Genomic DNA, 16,127 nt, shown 5'->3' on the forward strand with positions numbered 1-16,127 from the left:
ACCGCCGCTCTTAGTGCATCATCATGTTGTAGTTGAGGTTCCACATAATCCAGATGGAGCCGACAACCAGGATAGCGATGATTAGCACGGTGAAGACAAACGCCGTCATGTTCCAGCCTTCATCTGATTTGGTATTCATGTGCAGGAAGCACACCAGATGCACCAGAACCTGTACCACTGCCATTGCCAGGATTGTTCCCAGAATTACGGCCGGAGAGGCAGCCCCTGTCATCACCATCCAGAACGGAATCACCGTCAGAATGATCGACAGGATAAAACCTGTCATGTAGGTTTTTACGCTGCCATGGGACGCGCCGCTGTGATCGGTAGAATGACTCATTACATCGCCCCCATCAGATAAACAACAGTGAACACACAGATCCAAACCACATCCAGGAAGTGCCAGAACAGGCTCAGACACATGATGCGGGTACGGTTAGTGCTGGTCAGGCCGCGACGGGCGATTTGCACCATCAGCACCGCCATCCAGATAAGACCGGAAGTGACGTGAAGACCGTGCGTGCCGACCAGCGCAAAGAACGCTGACAGGAAGCCGCTGCGATCCGGGCCCATGCCGTTAACAATCAGGTGATGGAATTCATAGATTTCCATCCCGATAAATCCGGCACCAAATAACCAGGTCAACGCCAGCCAGGAGATAACCTGGCTTTTGTTGTTTTTGTACATGGCGATAGCCGCCATGCCGTAGGTGATGGAGCTGAACAACAGCAAGAAAGTTTCAACCAGAACGAACGGCAGTTCGAAAATGTCCTTACCTGTCGGGCCACCTGCGGTGCCGTTCACCAGAACGGCATAGGTAGCAAACAAGATAGAGAACAGAATGCAGTCGCTCATCAGGTAGATCCAAAATCCGAAGATTTTGTTTCCGCCTGCATCGTGGTGCCCGTGTTCGTGCGCGTGGGCAGTCGCGTGCGTCAAAGTATCAGTTGCCATTTTTCAGCCCTGCCTTAGTAATCTCATCGAAATGCTGGTTTTCCAGTTTTTCGATTTCTGCCACCGGCACGTAGTAATCCACGTCCTCGTCGAAGCTTTTCACGATCCAGGTGATGATCATGCCTGCGAAGCCAACAATCGCCAGCCACCAGATATGCCAGATCATGGCGAAACCGAAGATGGTGGAGAAAGCCGCAATGACGATACCGGCACCGCTGTTTTTCGGCATATGAATTTCTTCATAGTGGTCTGGCTTTTTGTACGCTTCGCCTTTCTCTTTCATTTCCCAGAATGCATCACGCTCGTGAACGTGCGGCACAACGGCAAAGTTATAGAACGGAGGCGGGGAAGAGGTTGCCCACTCCAGCGTACGGCCACCCCACGGGTCGCCGGTCAGGTCACGGTTCTGGTCGCGGTCGCGAATAGAAACGTACATCTGAATAACGAGGCAGAGAATACCCAGCGCAATCAGTACTGCACCGCTGGCGGCAATCATCAGCATGGTGTGGAACTGCGGGTCAATCTGCTGGCTCAAGCGACGGGTCATACCCATGAAGCCCAGCGCATACAGCGGCATAAAGGCAACGAAGAAGCCGATGATCCAGAACCAGAACGCGCGTTTACCCCAGGTTTCGTTCAGTTTGAAACCGAACGCTTTAGGCCACCAGTAGGTCATCCCTGCGAAGCAGCCGAACACCACGCCGCCGATGATCACGTTATGGAAGTGCGCAATCAGGAACAGGCTGTTATGCAGAACGAAGTCTGCGCCCGGTACTGCCAGCAGCACGCCTGTCATACCGCCCACCGAGAAGGTGACGATAAAACCGATGGTCCACAGCATCGCAGAATGGAACACGATGCGGCCCTGATACATGGTGAACAGCCAGTTGAAGATCTTCACCCCGGTCGGGATGGCGATAATCATCGTGGTGATACCAAAGAAGGCGTTTACGTTCGCGCCCGCACCCATCGTAAAGAAGTGGTGCAGCCAGACGATGAACGACAGCACGGTGATACAGACGGTTGCCCATACCAGCGAGGTATAACCAAACAGACGTTTACGCGAGAAGGTTGCTGCAATTTCGGAGAACACACCGAAAACAGGCAGGATCAGGATGTAAACTTCCGGGTGGCCCCAGGCCCAAATCAGGTTGATGTACATCATCATGTTGCCACCCATATCGTTGGTAAAGAAATGGGTGCCCAGATAGCGATCCAGGGTCAGCAACGCGACGGTAACCGTCAGAATTGGGAAGGAGGCGATAATCAGTACGTTCGCGCACAATGATGCCCAGGTAAATACTGGCATCTTGAACATGGTCATGCCTGGTGCGCGCATCTTCAGAATGGTAACGAAGAAGTTGATCCCGGTAAGCGTCGTACCTATACCGGATAGCTGGAGACTCCATATCCAGTAATCGACACCGACTCCCGGACTGTACTCTATTCCCGATAGCGGTGGATAGGCCAGCCAGCCGGTCTGCGCAAATTCGCCCACGCCGAGAGAAACGTTAACCAGAATCACACCAACAACGGTAAACCAGAAGCTTAAGTTGTTGAGGAACGGGAACGCTACGTCACGCGCGCCGATCTGCAGCGGAACCACCAGGTTCATCAGACCGATAACGAAAGGCATAGCCACGAAGAAGATCATAATCACGCCGTGCGCGGTGAAGATCTGATCGTAGTGGTGAGGTGGCAGGAAGCCCGCTTCGCCCGCAGAGGCAAGGGCCTGCTGGCTACGCATCATAATGGCGTCAGCAAAACCACGCAGCAACATCACAATCGCCACGATGATATACATGATACCGAGGCGTTTATGGTCAACGGAGGTCAGCCACTCTTTCCACAGGTAGGTCCACTTACCGAAGTAAGTGATCAGGCCAACGAGCGCCAGACCTCCCAAAATAATGCCAGCGATCGTAACCATGACGATAGGTTCATGGAACGGGACTGCATCAAGTGATAATTTTCCGAACATCTTTATTCTTCCTCAACCCCTTTAATGGGCGGATTCCGCGTGGCTCATGTCCATGCCTTCCATACCTTCGTGTGCGCTGTGCTCACCTTCTGGCTGGGTCATGTCCATGCTCTTACCGTGAGCCATAAACTTGTTAATCACATCGGCAAACAAGTCTGGTTTCACGTTGGAGAAATATTCCACCTGGTTGTATTCGCTAGGCGCGGCCAGTTTTTCGAACGCTGCCATGTCAGACATGGTATTCGGCGACTGTTTCGCTTTTGCGACCCACTGGTCGAATTCGGCGCGATCCGGTGTTGCAATAGCTTTGAACTTCATGCCTGAGAAGCCCGGGCCGCTGTAGCTGGCGGAGATACCGTCATAAGTGCCGGGTTCGTTGGCGATCAGATGCAGGCGAGTCTGCATACCGGCCATGGCATAAATCTGGCTACCCAGACGCGGAATGAAGAAGGAGTTCATCACGGAGTTGGAGGTCACTTTGAAGTACACCGGAGTGTTCGCCGGGAAAGCGATTTCATTCACGGTAGCAATGCCCTGTTCCGGGTAGATGAAGAACCATTTCCAGTCCATGGAAACCACTTCGATGGTAATGGGCTTCTCGTCGTGTGCCAGCGGCTTGCTAGGCTCAAGAGCGTGAGTGGTTTTCCAGGTCAGTACCGCAAGGAAGATGATGATTAAGATAGGTACCGTCCAGACCACAGCTTCCACTTTATTGGAGTGTGACCAGTTCGGGCTGTACTTAGCATCTTTATTGCTCGCACGGTACTTCCAGGCGAAACCAACAGCCATCAAGATTGCGGGAATAACGACAATCAACATCAGGCCAAATGCCGTCAGTATCAGTGAACGTTGCTCCAGACCAATCTGTCCTTTGGGATCTAACAGCGCAGAATTACAGCCACTGAGCAATACAGTGCCTGCAAATAATGACAACCATCCCAAACTTTTATTGTATTTCCTGAGTCTCATTTAACGACCTCAATTCCACGGGATCTGGTGGCGTTTAAAGTGTGTGGGCATTTTACGGGAAGGTTACATTACTGTAAACATGATTAAATTCCTGTTACTTGGATTTGGCTGCCAGGTCACATATGTTGCAAAACATATCAAGTTGATTTTAAGAAGCTGTTGCAAAAGGGCGTTATAACGAAAGGGGAGTGCAGAAGGAGTCTGAGCGGGCAATTGGTATAACCAATGCTAAATAAAACATTTATTTAACAAATAATTATCATTAAGGTGACAATTGGGTGGTGGGGAAATAAAGTCTCATTAGCTGAATCGTGTAAGAAAAAATAGATTTCATAAATGGCGTCAATAATTTCCAAACACTAAGCCGCACAAAAGAACAAATATTAATAAGCGATGCTGATGTTTATTTAGCCGTAATAATTACGGCGAGTGATTACTACAGCTAAATAATATTTACAGATTACGTCAGATGCGTTTTTCGTAGCGCCAGATAATCCAGTAAACCACCAAGCACGACGCCAGAAAGGGCGACTAAAACCCCGACTTCCAGCAGAGCAGGCAGGAAAGAGAAGTGCGTCAAATCCAGCGCGTCCATCGTCAACAGCAGTAACCACACGGCCAACAGGCTGACGCCCGCCGCCAGTGTCCACATGGCAAAGGCATAACCTGCCGGATATTCGGTACGGGAGATAAAGTTGTCATTTACTCGTGTATATTCAAGCGTCTGGCGACAAACCAGCAGCAAAAAAAGCCCTGGTACAGCAGCGGCGACGGAGAACAGATAGAATGTCGACCAGCCGTGTGCTTCAACAAACCAACCCGCCACGGGGCCGACATAAACTCGCCCTACAGCAGAAAGCGCTGAGAGCAGGGCAAATTGAGTAGCGGAAAATGACTTATTACACAGCGTCATTAACAGCGCGACAAAGGCTGATGTACCCATCCCGCCACAGAGGTTTTCGAAAAAGACGGCTGCGCCCATGCTGTAGAGATGCTTATCAGTAATCGACAGCAGCCAGTAACCGGCGTTAGACGCACCTTGTAAAATACCGAAAATCAGCAGCGCCCGGAACAGTGACAGGCGCTGCATCAAAATCCCACCGTACAATGCGCCAACAATGGTCGCCAGTAAGCCAAGCGTTTTGTTAACCACGCCTACTTCACCTGCATCAAACCCGACGCCGCGAATCAAAAACGTGGTTGTCAGGCTCATGGCGAATGCGTCGCCCAGCTTATACAGCACGATAAGAAGCAAAATAAGCCAGGCATTATTGCGACCAAAGAAATCGCGCAGAGGTGCAACAACCGCTTGTTCCAGCGTTTTGGGCACAGGAACGGTGTCGGTTGGTTCTGGTGCAAGTAACGTCGCGATAATACAGGGGATCAACAGCGCCGCCATCAACCAGTACATGCCCTGCCAGCCCAGCCATTTATCTGCCAGCCACAGGGCTAAGCCGCCGGAAACCAGCATCCCTAAACGGTAACCCAGCACGCTGATTGCCGCGCCCGCACCACGCTCTTCTGCCGGGAGCACATCGGTTTTCCACGCATCGAAGACAATATCCTGGGAGGCAGAGCAAAAAGCGATCACCACCGCCAGTGCCGCCATCCAGCGGAGCTGGGTGCCTGGTTCTAGAAAACCCATCGCCGCAATGGCGACTAATAACAGGATTTGCGTGGCGAGCAACCAACCGCGCCGCCGCCCGAAAAATGGGGGCGTGTAGCGGTCCATCAGCGGTGACCAGAGGAATTTAAAAACGTAAGCCTGGCCTACCAGAGAGAAGAAACCAATGGTTTTAAGATCGATATTCTCGACCGTCATCCAGGCCTGTAAGGTGCCGGATGTCAGGGCGAGCGGTAGCCCGGAAGCAAAACCCAGAATCAGCAATATGGCTGAACGTGGCTGTTGAAAAATACGTAAATATTGACTGGACATGGGCGTCTACAGGCCCGGCTTGCACCGGGCCAGAGGGCAGAAATTAACGCGCGTTCTGCTTGATGAATTCGTGGATGCTGGTGTCCTGAGACATATCAGCGATGGTATCGGTCAGCACACTGTTAACCGCATCGGCGATATTTTTGTTGGAGGCCTGGAACGCACCTTCAACGTTGTAGCTGGCACGATAGTTTTTGGTCATTTTGTTGCCATTCTGCGCGGTAGCGATGATAGCGATATCCGCTTTGGTGGCGATGTTATAGCGCACGTTGCCCTGGGACACGTCAGCATACAGTTGGCTAACGATGATTTGCAGATTAACCGGGCCATTCGGACCAACCATGTAACCACGCGCGGTCATCTGTTTTTCCAGCACTTCTTGCAGCAGGAAACGCAGATCGCGGGAGGCTGTCAGGGTAACGATTTGATTATCGCGGGTAACTTTTGCCAGCGCCTGATCGGTACGCTGATCGGCACCATTAATGCTGACGGTGACGCCCATCAGACTTGGATCTTGTTGTGGCAGCGTTATCGTCGGAGAAACTTCAATAGTTGTTGGCGGTTTTGCGCATCCTGCAAGCATAAACAGAGCAACTAACGGGAAGAGGATTTTTTTGAACATGTTCGGGCTCTCAGAGACTCTTAAGCGTGTTTGGTAAAAATTCCCGCCATCATAACATTGCCAACGGCGAGGGGAAGTGGGTAAGGCATGTAAATTCATCATGTTGACGAAATAATCGCCCCTGGTAAAAGAAACGCTGATGCGAGGCCTGTGTTTCAATCTTTAAATCAGTAAACTTCATACGCTTGACGGAAAAACCAGGACGAAACCTAAATATTTGTTGTTAAGCTGCAATGGAAACGGTAAAAGCGGCTAGTATTTAAAGGGATGGATGACATCTCAGCGTTGTCGGAGGAGATATTTCATGATGATACGTGAGCGGATAGAAGAAAAATTAAGGGCGGCGTTCCAACCCGTATTCCTCGAAGTAGTGGATGAAAGCTATCGTCACAATGTCCCAGCCGGCTCTGAAAGCCATTTTAAAGTTGTGCTGGTCAGCGATCGTTTTACGGGTGAACGTTTTCTGAATCGTCATCGAATGATTTACAGTACTTTAGCGGAGGAACTCTCTACTATCGTTCATGCGCTGGCTCTGCATACTTACACTATTAAGGAGTGGGAAGGGTTGCAGGACACCGTCTTTGCCTCTCCTCCCTGTCGTGGAGCAGGAAGCATCGCGTAAAAACGCATTTGCAACTGTCGGCGCTTTTCCAGTATGTTGCTAAAGATTTTATGAAAAACGGCCTGCGGGCCGTTTTGTTTTGTCTGGATTTTGCGCTTTTTGCCCAGCATTCAGACGAAAATTGCCCGGGAATTGTGAAAAAATACGCGACAGCGCGCAATAACCGTTCTCGACTCATAAAAGTGATGCCGCTATAATGCCGCGTCCTATTTGAATGCTTTCGGGATGATTCTGGTAACAGGGAATGTGATTGATTATAAGAACATCCCGGTTCCGCGAAGCCAACAACCTGTGCTTGCGGGGTAAGAGTTGACCGAGCACTGTGATTTTTTGAGGTAACAAGATGCAAGTTTCAGTTGAAACCACTCAAGGCCTTGGCCGCCGTGTAACGATTACTATCGCTGCTGACAGCATCGAGACCGCTGTTAAAAGCGAGCTGGTCAACGTTGCGAAAAAAGTACGTATTGACGGCTTCCGCAAAGGCAAAGTGCCAATGAATATCGTTGCTCAGCGTTATGGCGCCTCTGTACGCCAGGACGTTCTGGGTGACCTGATGAGCCGTAACTTCATTGACGCCATCATTAAAGAAAAAATCAATCCGGCTGGCGCACCGACTTATGTTCCGGGCGAATACAAGCTGGGTGAAGACTTCACCTACTCTGTAGAGTTTGAAGTTTATCCGGAAGTTGAACTGCAGGGTCTGGAAGCGATCGAAGTTGAAAAACCGATCGTTGAAGTGACCGACGCTGACGTTGACGGCATGCTGGATACTCTGCGTAAACAGCAGGCGACCTGGAAAGAAAAAGACGGCGCTGTTGAAGCAGAAGACCGCGTAACCATCGACTTCACCGGTTCTGTAGACGGCGAAGAGTTCGAAGGCGGTAAAGCGTCTGATTTCGTACTGGCGATGGGCCAGGGTCGTATGATCCCGGGCTTTGAAGACGGTATCAAAGGCCACAAAGCTGGCGAAGAGTTCACCATCGACGTGACCTTCCCGGAAGAGTACCACGCAGAAAACCTGAAAGGTAAAGCAGCGAAATTCGCTATCAACCTGAAGAAAGTTGAAGAGCGTGAACTGCCGGAACTGACTGCAGAATTCATCAAACGTTTCGGCGTTGAAGATGGTTCCGTAGAAGGTCTGCGCGCTGAAGTGCGTAAAAACATGGAGCGCGAGCTGAAGAGCGCCATCCGTAACCGCGTTAAGTCTCAGGCGATCGAAGGTCTGGTAAAAGCTAACGACATCGACGTACCGGCTGCGCTGATCGACAGCGAAATCGACGTTCTGCGTCGCCAGGCTGCACAGCGTTTCGGCGGTAACGAAAAACAGGCTCTGGAACTGCCGCGCGAACTGTTCGAAGAACAAGCTAAACGCCGCGTAGTTGTTGGCCTGCTGCTGGGCGAAGTTATCCGCACCAACGAGCTGAAAGCTGACGAAGAACGCGTGAAAGGCCTGATCGAAGAGATGGCTTCTGCGTACGAAGATCCGAAAGAAGTTATCGAGTTCTACAGCAAAAACAAAGAACTGATGGACAACATGCGCAATGTTGCTCTGGAAGAACAGGCTGTTGAAGCTGTACTGGCGAAAGCGAAAGTGACTGAAAAAGAAACCACTTTCAACGAGCTGATGAACCAGCAGGCGTAATTTACGCAGCATAACGCGCTAAATTCGCACAAAGGCCCATCACCGCCAGGTGGTGGGTCTTTTTTTTGTCATGAATTTTGCATGGAACCGTGCGAAAAGCCTCTTTCGGTGTTAGCGTAACAACAAAAGATTGTTATGCTTGAAATATGGTGATGCCGTACCCATAACACAGGGACTAGCTGATAATCCGTCCATAAGGTTACAATCGGTACAGCAGGTTTTTTCAATTTTATCCAGGAGACGGAAATGTCATACAGCGGCGAACGAGATAACTTTGCACCCCATATGGCGCTGGTGCCGATGGTCATTGAACAGACCTCACGTGGTGAGCGCTCTTTTGATATCTATTCTCGTCTACTTAAGGAACGCGTCATTTTTCTGACTGGCCAGGTTGAAGACCACATGGCTAACCTGATTGTGGCGCAGATGCTGTTCCTGGAAGCAGAAAACCCAGAAAAAGATATCTATCTGTACATTAACTCCCCAGGCGGGGTGATCACTGCCGGGATGTCTATCTATGACACCATGCAGTTTATCAAGCCTGATGTCAGCACCATCTGTATGGGCCAGGCGGCTTCGATGGGCGCTTTCTTGCTGACTGCAGGGGCAAAAGGTAAACGTTTCTGCCTGCCGAATTCGCGCGTGATGATTCACCAGCCGTTGGGCGGCTACCAGGGCCAGGCGACCGATATCGAAATTCATGCCCGTGAAATTCTGAAAGTTAAAGGGCGTATGAATGAACTTATGGCGCTTCATACGGGTCAATCATTAGAACAGATTGAACGTGACACCGAGCGCGATCGCTTCCTTTCCGCCCCTGAAGCGGTGGAATACGGTCTGGTCGATTCGATTCTGACCCATCGTAATTGATGCCAGAGGCGCAACTGTGCCGCTATACTTATCCAGGGCGGCACAACGCTATAAAGCGGCTTGCGCCTGAGAATGGCATTTGCGTCGTCGTGTGCGGCACAAAGAACAAAGAAGAGGTTTTGACCCATGACAGATAAACGCAAAGATGGCTCAGGCAAATTGCTGTATTGCTCTTTTTGCGGCAAAAGCCAGCATGAAGTGCGCAAGCTGATTGCCGGTCCATCCGTGTATATCTGCGACGAATGTGTTGATTTATGTAACGACATCATTCGCGAAGAGATTAAAGAAGTTGCACCGCATCGTGAACGCAGTGCGCTACCGACGCCGCATGAAATTCGCAACCACCTGGACGATTACGTTATCGGTCAGGAACAGGCGAAAAAAGTGCTGGCGGTCGCGGTATACAACCACTACAAACGTCTGCGCAACGGAGATACCAGCAATGGTGTCGAGTTGGGCAAAAGTAACATTCTGCTGATCGGTCCGACCGGTTCCGGTAAAACGCTGCTGGCCGAAACGCTGGCGCGCCTGCTGGACGTCCCGTTCACCATGGCCGATGCAACCACGCTGACCGAAGCCGGTTATGTGGGCGAAGACGTTGAAAACATCATTCAGAAGCTGTTGCAAAAGTGCGATTACGACGTACAGAAAGCGCAGCGCGGGATTGTCTACATCGATGAAATCGACAAGATTTCTCGTAAGTCAGACAACCCGTCCATTACCCGAGACGTTTCCGGTGAAGGCGTACAGCAGGCACTGTTGAAACTGATCGAAGGTACGGTAGCTGCTGTTCCACCGCAAGGTGGGCGTAAACATCCGCAGCAGGAATTCTTGCAGGTTGATACCTCTAAGATCCTGTTTATCTGTGGCGGTGCATTTGCCGGTCTGGATAAAGTGATTTCCCATCGTGTAGAAACAGGCTCCGGCATTGGTTTTGGCGCGACGGTAAAAGCGAAATCTGACAAAGCAAGTGAAGGCGAGCTGCTGGCGCAGGTTGAACCGGAAGATCTGATCAAGTTTGGTCTGATCCCTGAGTTCATTGGTCGTCTGCCGGTTGTCGCAACGTTGAATGAACTGAGCGAAGAAGCTCTGATTCAGATCCTCAAAGAGCCGAAAAACGCCCTGACCAAGCAGTATCAGGCGCTGTTTAATCTGGAAGGCGTGGATCTGGAATTCCGTGACGAGGCGCTGGATGCTATCGCTAAGAAAGCGATGGCGCGTAAAACCGGTGCTCGTGGCCTGCGTTCCATCGTAGAAGCCGCACTGCTCGATACCATGTACGATCTGCCGTCCATGGAAGACGTCGAAAAAGTGGTTATCGACGAATCGGTAATTGATGGTCAAAGCAAGCCGTTGCTGATTTATGGCAAGCCGGAAGCGCAACAGGCATCTGGTGAATAATTAACCATTCCCATACAATTAGTTAACCAAAAAGGGGGGATTTTATCTCCCCTTTAATTTTTCCTCTATTCTCGGCGTTGAATGTGGGGGAAACATCCCCATATACTGACGTACATGTTAATAGATGGCGTGAAGCACAGTCGTGTCATCTGATTACCTGGCGGAAATTAAACTAAGAGAGAGCTCTATGAATCCTGAGCGTTCTGAACGCATTGAAATCCCCGTATTGCCGCTGCGCGATGTGGTGGTTTATCCGCACATGGTCATCCCCTTATTTGTCGGGCGGGAAAAATCTATCCGTTGTCTGGAAGCGGCGATGGACCATGATAAAAAAATTATGCTGGTCGCGCAGAAAGAAGCTTCAACGGATGAGCCGGGTGTAAACGATCTTTTCACCGTCGGGACCGTGGCCTCTATATTGCAGATGCTGAAACTGCCTGACGGCACCGTCAAAGTGCTGGTCGAGGGGTTACAGCGCGCGCGTATTTCTGCGCTCTCTGACAATGGCGAACACTTTTCTGCGAAGGCGGAGTATCTGGAGTCGCCGACCATTGATGAGCGGGAACAGGAAGTGCTGGTGCGTACTGCAATCAGCCAGTTCGAAGGCTACATCAAGCTGAACAAAAAAATTCCACCAGAAGTGCTGACGTCGCTGAATAGCATCGACGATCCGGCGCGTCTGGCGGATACCATTGCTGCGCATATGCCGCTGAAACTGGCTGACAAACAGTCCGTTCTGGAGATGTCCGACGTCAACGAACGTCTGGAATATCTGATGGCAATGATGGAATCGGAAATCGATCTGCTGCAGGTTGAGAAACGCATTCGCAACCGCGTTAAAAAGCAGATGGAGAAATCCCAGCGTGAGTACTATCTGAACGAGCAAATGAAAGCTATTCAGAAAGAACTCGGTGAAATGGACGACGCGCCGGACGAAAACGAAGCCCTGAAGCGCAAAATCGACGCGGCGAAAATGCCGAAAGAGGCAAAAGAGAAAGCGGAAGCAGAGTTGCAGAAGCTGAAAATGATGTCTCCGATGTCGGCAGAAGCGACCGTAGTGCGTGGTTATATCGACTGGATGGTACAGGTACCGTGGAATGCGCGTAGCAAGGTCAAAAAAGACCTGCGTCAGGCGCAGGAAATCCTTGATACCGACCATTATGGTCTGGAGCGCGTGAAAGATCGCATCCTTGAGTATCTTGCGGTTCAAAGCCGTGTCAACAAAATCAAGGGACCGATCCTCTGCCTGGTAGGGCCGCCGGGGGTAGGTAAAACTTCTCTTGGTCAGTCCATCGCCAAAGCTACCGGACGTAAATATGTTCGTATGGCGCTGGGCGGCGTGCGTGACGAAGCGGAAATCCGTGGTCACCGCCGTACTTACATCGGTTCTATGCCGGGTAAACTGATCCAGAAAATGGCGAAAGTGGGCGTGAAAAACCCGCTGTTCCTGCTCGATGAGATCGACAAAATGTCTTCTGACATGCGAGGCGATCCGGCTTCCGCACTGCTTGAAGTGCTGGATCCAGAGCAGAACGTAGCGTTCAGCGACCACTACCTGGAAGTGGATTACGATCTCAGCGACGTGATGTTTGTCGCGACGTCGAATTCCATGAACATTCCGGCACCGCTGCTGGATCGTATGGAAGTGATTCGCCTCTCCGGTTATACCGAAGATGAAAAACTGAACATCGCCAAACGTCACCTGCTGCCGAAGCAGATTGAACGTAATGCACTGAAAAAAGGTGAACTGACCGTCGACGATAGCGCCATTATCGGCATTATTCGTTACTACACCCGTGAGGCGGGCGTGCGTGGCCTGGAGCGTGAAATCTCCAAACTGTGTCGCAAAGCGGTTAAGCAGTTACTGCTCGATAAGTCATTAAAACATATCGAAATTAACGGCGATAACCTGCATGACTACCTCGGTGTTCAGCGTTTCGACTATGGTCGCGCGGATAACGAAAACCGTGTCGGCCAGGTAACCGGTCTGGCGTGGACAGAAGTGGGTGGCGACTTGCTGACCATTGAAACTGCGTGCGTTCCGGGTAAAGGCAAACTGACCTATACCGGTTCGCTCGGCGAAGTGATGCAAGAGTCCATTCAGGCGGCGTTAACGGTGGTTCGTGCGCGTGCAGAAAAACTGGGGATCAACCCTGATTTTTACGAAAAACGCGACATCCACGTTCACGTACCGGAAGGCGCGACGCCGAAAGATGGCCCGAGCGCCGGTATTGCCATGTGCACTGCGCTGGTTTCTTGCCTGACCGGTAACCCGGTTCGTGCCGATGTGGCAATGACCGGTGAGATCACTCTGCGTGGTCAGGTACTGCCTATCGGTGGTTTGAAAGAAAAACTGTTAGCGGCGCATCGTGGCGGGATTAAAACAGTGTTAATTCCGTTCGAAAATAAACGCGATCTGGAAGAGATTCCTGACAACGTAATTGCTGATCTGGACATTCATCCTGTGAAACGCATTGAGGAAGTTCTGACTCTGGCGCTGCAAAATGAACCGTCTGGCATGCAGGTTGTGACTGCAAAATAGTGACCTCGCGCAAAATGCACTAATAAAAACAGGGCTGGCAGGCTAATTCGGACTTGCCAGCCTTTTTTTGTCTCGCTAAGTTAGATGGCGGATTGGGCTTGCCCTTATTAAGGGGTGTTGTAAGGGGATGGCTGGCCTGATATAACTGCTGCGCGTTCGTACCTTGAAGGATTCAAGTGCGATATAAATTATAAAGAGGAAGAGAAGAGTGAATAAATCTCAATTGATCGACAAGATTGCTGCAGGGGCTGATATCTCTAAAGCTGCGGCTGGCCGTGCGTTAGATGCTATTATTGCTTCCGTAACTGAATCTCTGAAAGAAGGGGATGATGTAGCACTGGTAGGTTTTGGTACTTTTGCCGTTAAAGAGCGTGCTGCCCGTACTGGCCGCAACCCGCAGACCGGTAAAGAGATCACCATCGCTGCCGCTAAAGTACCGAGCTTCCGTGCAGGTAAAGCACTGAAAGACGCGGTAAACTAAGCGTTGTCCCCAGTGGGGATGTGACGAAGTTCAAGGGCGCATCTACTGATGTGCCTTTTTTATTTGTATTCGGTGACTTTCTGCGTCTTGTGGGCTGACAATTGCCCCCGTTTCTTGTCACAATAGGCCTTTGCGCGCATCGATACGTTGCGTGAGGTACACAGTCATCTACAGCGGAGTGTTGTTACACCATGATGGACAGCTTACGCACGGCTGCAAACAGTCTCGTGCTCAAGATTATTTTCGGTATCATTATCGTGTCGTTCATATTGACCGGCGTGAGTGGTTACCTGATTGGCGGAGGCAATAACTACGCCGCAAAAGTGAATGACCAGGAAATCAGCCGTGGGCAGTTCGAGAACGCCTTCAACAGCGAGCGTAATCGCATGCAGCAACAGCTGGGCGATCAATACTCTGAGCTTGCAGCGAACGAAGGCTATATGAAAACCCTGCGTCAACAGGTGCTGAATCGTCTGATCGACGAGGCGCTGCTGGATCAGTACGCTCGTGAGCTGAAACTGGGTATCAGTGATGAGCAGGTTAAACAGGCGATTTTCGCGACCCCAGCCTTCCAGGTTGACGGCAAATTTGATAACAGCCGCTATAACGGTATCCTCAACCAGATGGGGATGACCGCCGATCAGTACGCCCAGGCGCTACGTAACCAGCTCACTACTCAACAGCTGATTAACGGCGTTGCCGGTACCGATTTTATGCTGAAAGGTGAAACCGACGAGCTGGCGGCACTGGTAGCTCAACAACGCGTGGTACGTGAAGCGACTATCGATGTTAACGCGCTGGCGGCGAAGCAGCCTGTGACCGAACAGGAAATTGCCAGCTACTACGAACAAAACAAAAACAATTTCATGACGCCGGAACAATTCCGCGTGAGTTACATCAAGCTGGATGCCGCAACGATGCAGCAACCGGTTAGCGATGCGGATATCCAGAGCTACTACGATCAGCATCAGGATCAATTCACCCAGCCGCAGCGTACCCGCTACAGCATCATCCAGACCAAAACTGAAGATGAAGCGAAAGCGGTACTTGATGAGCTGAATAAAGGCGGTGATTTTGCTGCGTTAGCCAAAGAAAAATCTGCCGATATTATCTCTGCCCGTAACGGCGGCGATATGGGTTGGTTAGAAGATGCCACTATCCCGGACGAACTGAAAAATGCTGGTCTGAAAGAAAAAGGCCAACTCTCTGGTGTCATCAAATCTTCGGTCGGTTTCCTGATTGTACGTCTGGACGACATTCAGCCAGCGAAAGTGAAGTCGTTAGACGAAGTGCGTGACGATGTCGCGGCGAAAGTGAAACACGAAAAAGCCCTCGATGCGTACTACGCACTGCAGCAGAAAGTGAGCGATGCAGCAAGCAATGATACCGAGTCTCTGGCCGGTGCAGAGCAAGCTGCGGGCGTTAAAGCCACTCAGACTGGCTGGTTCAGCAAAGATAACCTGCCGGAAGAGTTGAACTTTAAGCCGGTTGCAGACGCTATCTTCAACGGCGGTCTGGTAGGTGAAAACGGCGCGCCGGGCATCAACTCTGACATCATCACCGTAGACGGCGATCGCGCATTCGTGCTGCGCATCAGCGAGCACAAACCGGAAGCGGTGAAACCGTTGGCAGATGTTCAGGAACAAGTTAAGGCACTGGTTCAGCACAACAAAGCTGAACAACAGGCGAAAGTGGATGCTGAAAAACTGCTGGTTGATTTGAAAGCCGGCAAAGGTGCAGAAGCTATGCAGGCCGCCGGTCTGAAATTTGGCGAGCCGAAAACCTTAAGCCGTTCCGGTCGTGACCCGATTAGCCAGGCGGCGTTTGCACTGCCACTGCCAGCGAAAGACAAACCGAGCTACGGTATGGCGACCGATATGCAAGGTAATGTGGTTCTGCTGGCGCTGGATGAAGTGAAACAAGGTTCAATGCCGGAAGAGCAGAAAAAAGCGATGGTGCAGGGTATCACCCAGAACAACGCACAAATCGTCTTTGAAGCTCTGATGAGTAACCTGCGTAAAGAGGCGAAAATCAAAATTGGCGATGCGCTGGAACAGCAATAATCCTGAAGCCGCCTCGCAAAAAAATGCTTTGCAGCTGTAACAAG

The 16,127-nt window shown here is 50.9% G+C and carries 13 protein-coding genes; 7 read left to right on the forward strand and 6 right to left on the reverse strand.

Going from position 1 to position 16,127, the window contains the following annotated elements:
* Positions 1-10: 10 nt before the first annotated feature.
* The 6 genes from ATB02_RS01310 to ATB02_RS01335 all read right to left on the reverse strand — a co-directional run bounded on the left by ATB02_RS01310 (position 11) and on the right by ATB02_RS01335 (position 6,462).
* Positions 11-340, reverse strand: a complete 330-nt coding sequence (locus tag ATB02_RS01310; RefSeq protein ID WP_000019869.1) for a cytochrome o ubiquinol oxidase subunit IV — start codon at positions 338-340, stop codon at positions 11-13.
* The gene (locus ATB02_RS01315; protein WP_000179807.1) at positions 340-954 is read right to left on the reverse strand and encodes a cytochrome o ubiquinol oxidase subunit III; all 615 of its coding nucleotides are present in this window, start codon (positions 952-954) and stop codon (positions 340-342) included. The genes ATB02_RS01310 and ATB02_RS01315 overlap by 1 nt, the downstream gene beginning before the upstream one ends.
* Positions 944-2,935 carry a cytochrome o ubiquinol oxidase subunit I gene (gene cyoB / locus ATB02_RS01320; RefSeq protein ID WP_000467180.1) on the reverse strand — a complete coding sequence of 664 codons (1,992 nt, stop codon included), beginning with the start codon at positions 2,933-2,935 and terminating at the stop codon, positions 944-946. The genes ATB02_RS01315 and cyoB overlap by 11 nt, the downstream gene beginning before the upstream one ends.
* A gap of 21 nt (positions 2,936-2,956) precedes the next feature.
* Positions 2,957-3,904 carry a cytochrome o ubiquinol oxidase subunit II gene (gene cyoA, locus ATB02_RS01325; protein WP_001239441.1) on the reverse strand — a complete coding sequence of 316 codons (948 nt, stop codon included), beginning with the start codon at positions 3,902-3,904 and terminating at the stop codon, positions 2,957-2,959.
* A 460-nt stretch (positions 3,905-4,364) separates the two neighbouring features.
* On the reverse strand, positions 4,365-5,840 hold the full coding sequence (ampG, locus tag ATB02_RS01330; RefSeq protein WP_032302574.1) for a muropeptide MFS transporter AmpG: 1,476 nt from the start codon (positions 5,838-5,840) through the stop codon (positions 4,365-4,367).
* Positions 5,841-5,883: 43 nt separating this feature from the next.
* Positions 5,884-6,462, reverse strand: coding sequence for a lipoprotein (locus ATB02_RS01335; protein WP_001295326.1), 579 nt, complete (start codon positions 6,460-6,462; stop codon positions 5,884-5,886).
* A gap of 304 nt (positions 6,463-6,766) precedes the next feature.
* Between ATB02_RS01335 and bolA the strand changes: the two genes are divergently transcribed.
* The 7 genes from bolA to ppiD all read left to right on the forward strand — a co-directional run bounded on the left by bolA (position 6,767) and on the right by ppiD (position 16,083).
* Positions 6,767-7,084, forward strand: a complete 318-nt coding sequence (gene bolA / locus ATB02_RS01345) for a transcriptional regulator BolA (protein WP_105270967.1) — start codon at positions 6,767-6,769, stop codon at positions 7,082-7,084.
* Between the two features lie 343 nt (positions 7,085-7,427).
* Complete coding sequence (gene tig, locus ATB02_RS01355) at positions 7,428-8,726, forward strand: trigger factor (protein WP_001198386.1); 1,299 nt, start codon at positions 7,428-7,430, stop codon at positions 8,724-8,726.
* Positions 8,727-8,972: 246 nt separating this feature from the next.
* The gene (clpP, locus tag ATB02_RS01360; protein ID WP_000122253.1) at positions 8,973-9,596 is read left to right on the forward strand and encodes an ATP-dependent Clp endopeptidase proteolytic subunit ClpP; all 624 of its coding nucleotides are present in this window, start codon (positions 8,973-8,975) and stop codon (positions 9,594-9,596) included.
* A gap of 126 nt (positions 9,597-9,722) precedes the next feature.
* Positions 9,723-10,997: an ATP-dependent protease ATP-binding subunit ClpX gene (clpX, locus tag ATB02_RS01370; RefSeq protein ID WP_000130305.1), complete on the forward strand. Its 1,275-nt coding sequence runs from the start codon at positions 9,723-9,725 to the stop codon at positions 10,995-10,997.
* A gap of 187 nt (positions 10,998-11,184) precedes the next feature.
* Complete coding sequence (lon, locus tag ATB02_RS01375; protein WP_001295325.1) at positions 11,185-13,539, forward strand: endopeptidase La; 2,355 nt, start codon at positions 11,185-11,187, stop codon at positions 13,537-13,539.
* A 190-nt stretch (positions 13,540-13,729) separates the two neighbouring features.
* Complete coding sequence (hupB, locus tag ATB02_RS01380; RefSeq protein ID WP_254892905.1) at positions 13,730-14,020, forward strand: nucleoid-associated protein HU-beta; 291 nt, start codon at positions 13,730-13,732, stop codon at positions 14,018-14,020.
* A 191-nt stretch (positions 14,021-14,211) separates the two neighbouring features.
* On the forward strand, positions 14,212-16,083 hold the full coding sequence (gene ppiD / locus ATB02_RS01385) for a peptidylprolyl isomerase (RefSeq protein ID WP_000969383.1): 1,872 nt from the start codon (positions 14,212-14,214) through the stop codon (positions 16,081-16,083).
* Positions 16,084-16,127: the final 44 nt, after the last annotated feature.

The organism is Escherichia sp. MOD1-EC5189 (assembly GCF_002966045.1).
Classification (GTDB): domain Bacteria; phylum Pseudomonadota; class Gammaproteobacteria; order Enterobacterales; family Enterobacteriaceae; genus Escherichia; species Escherichia coli_F.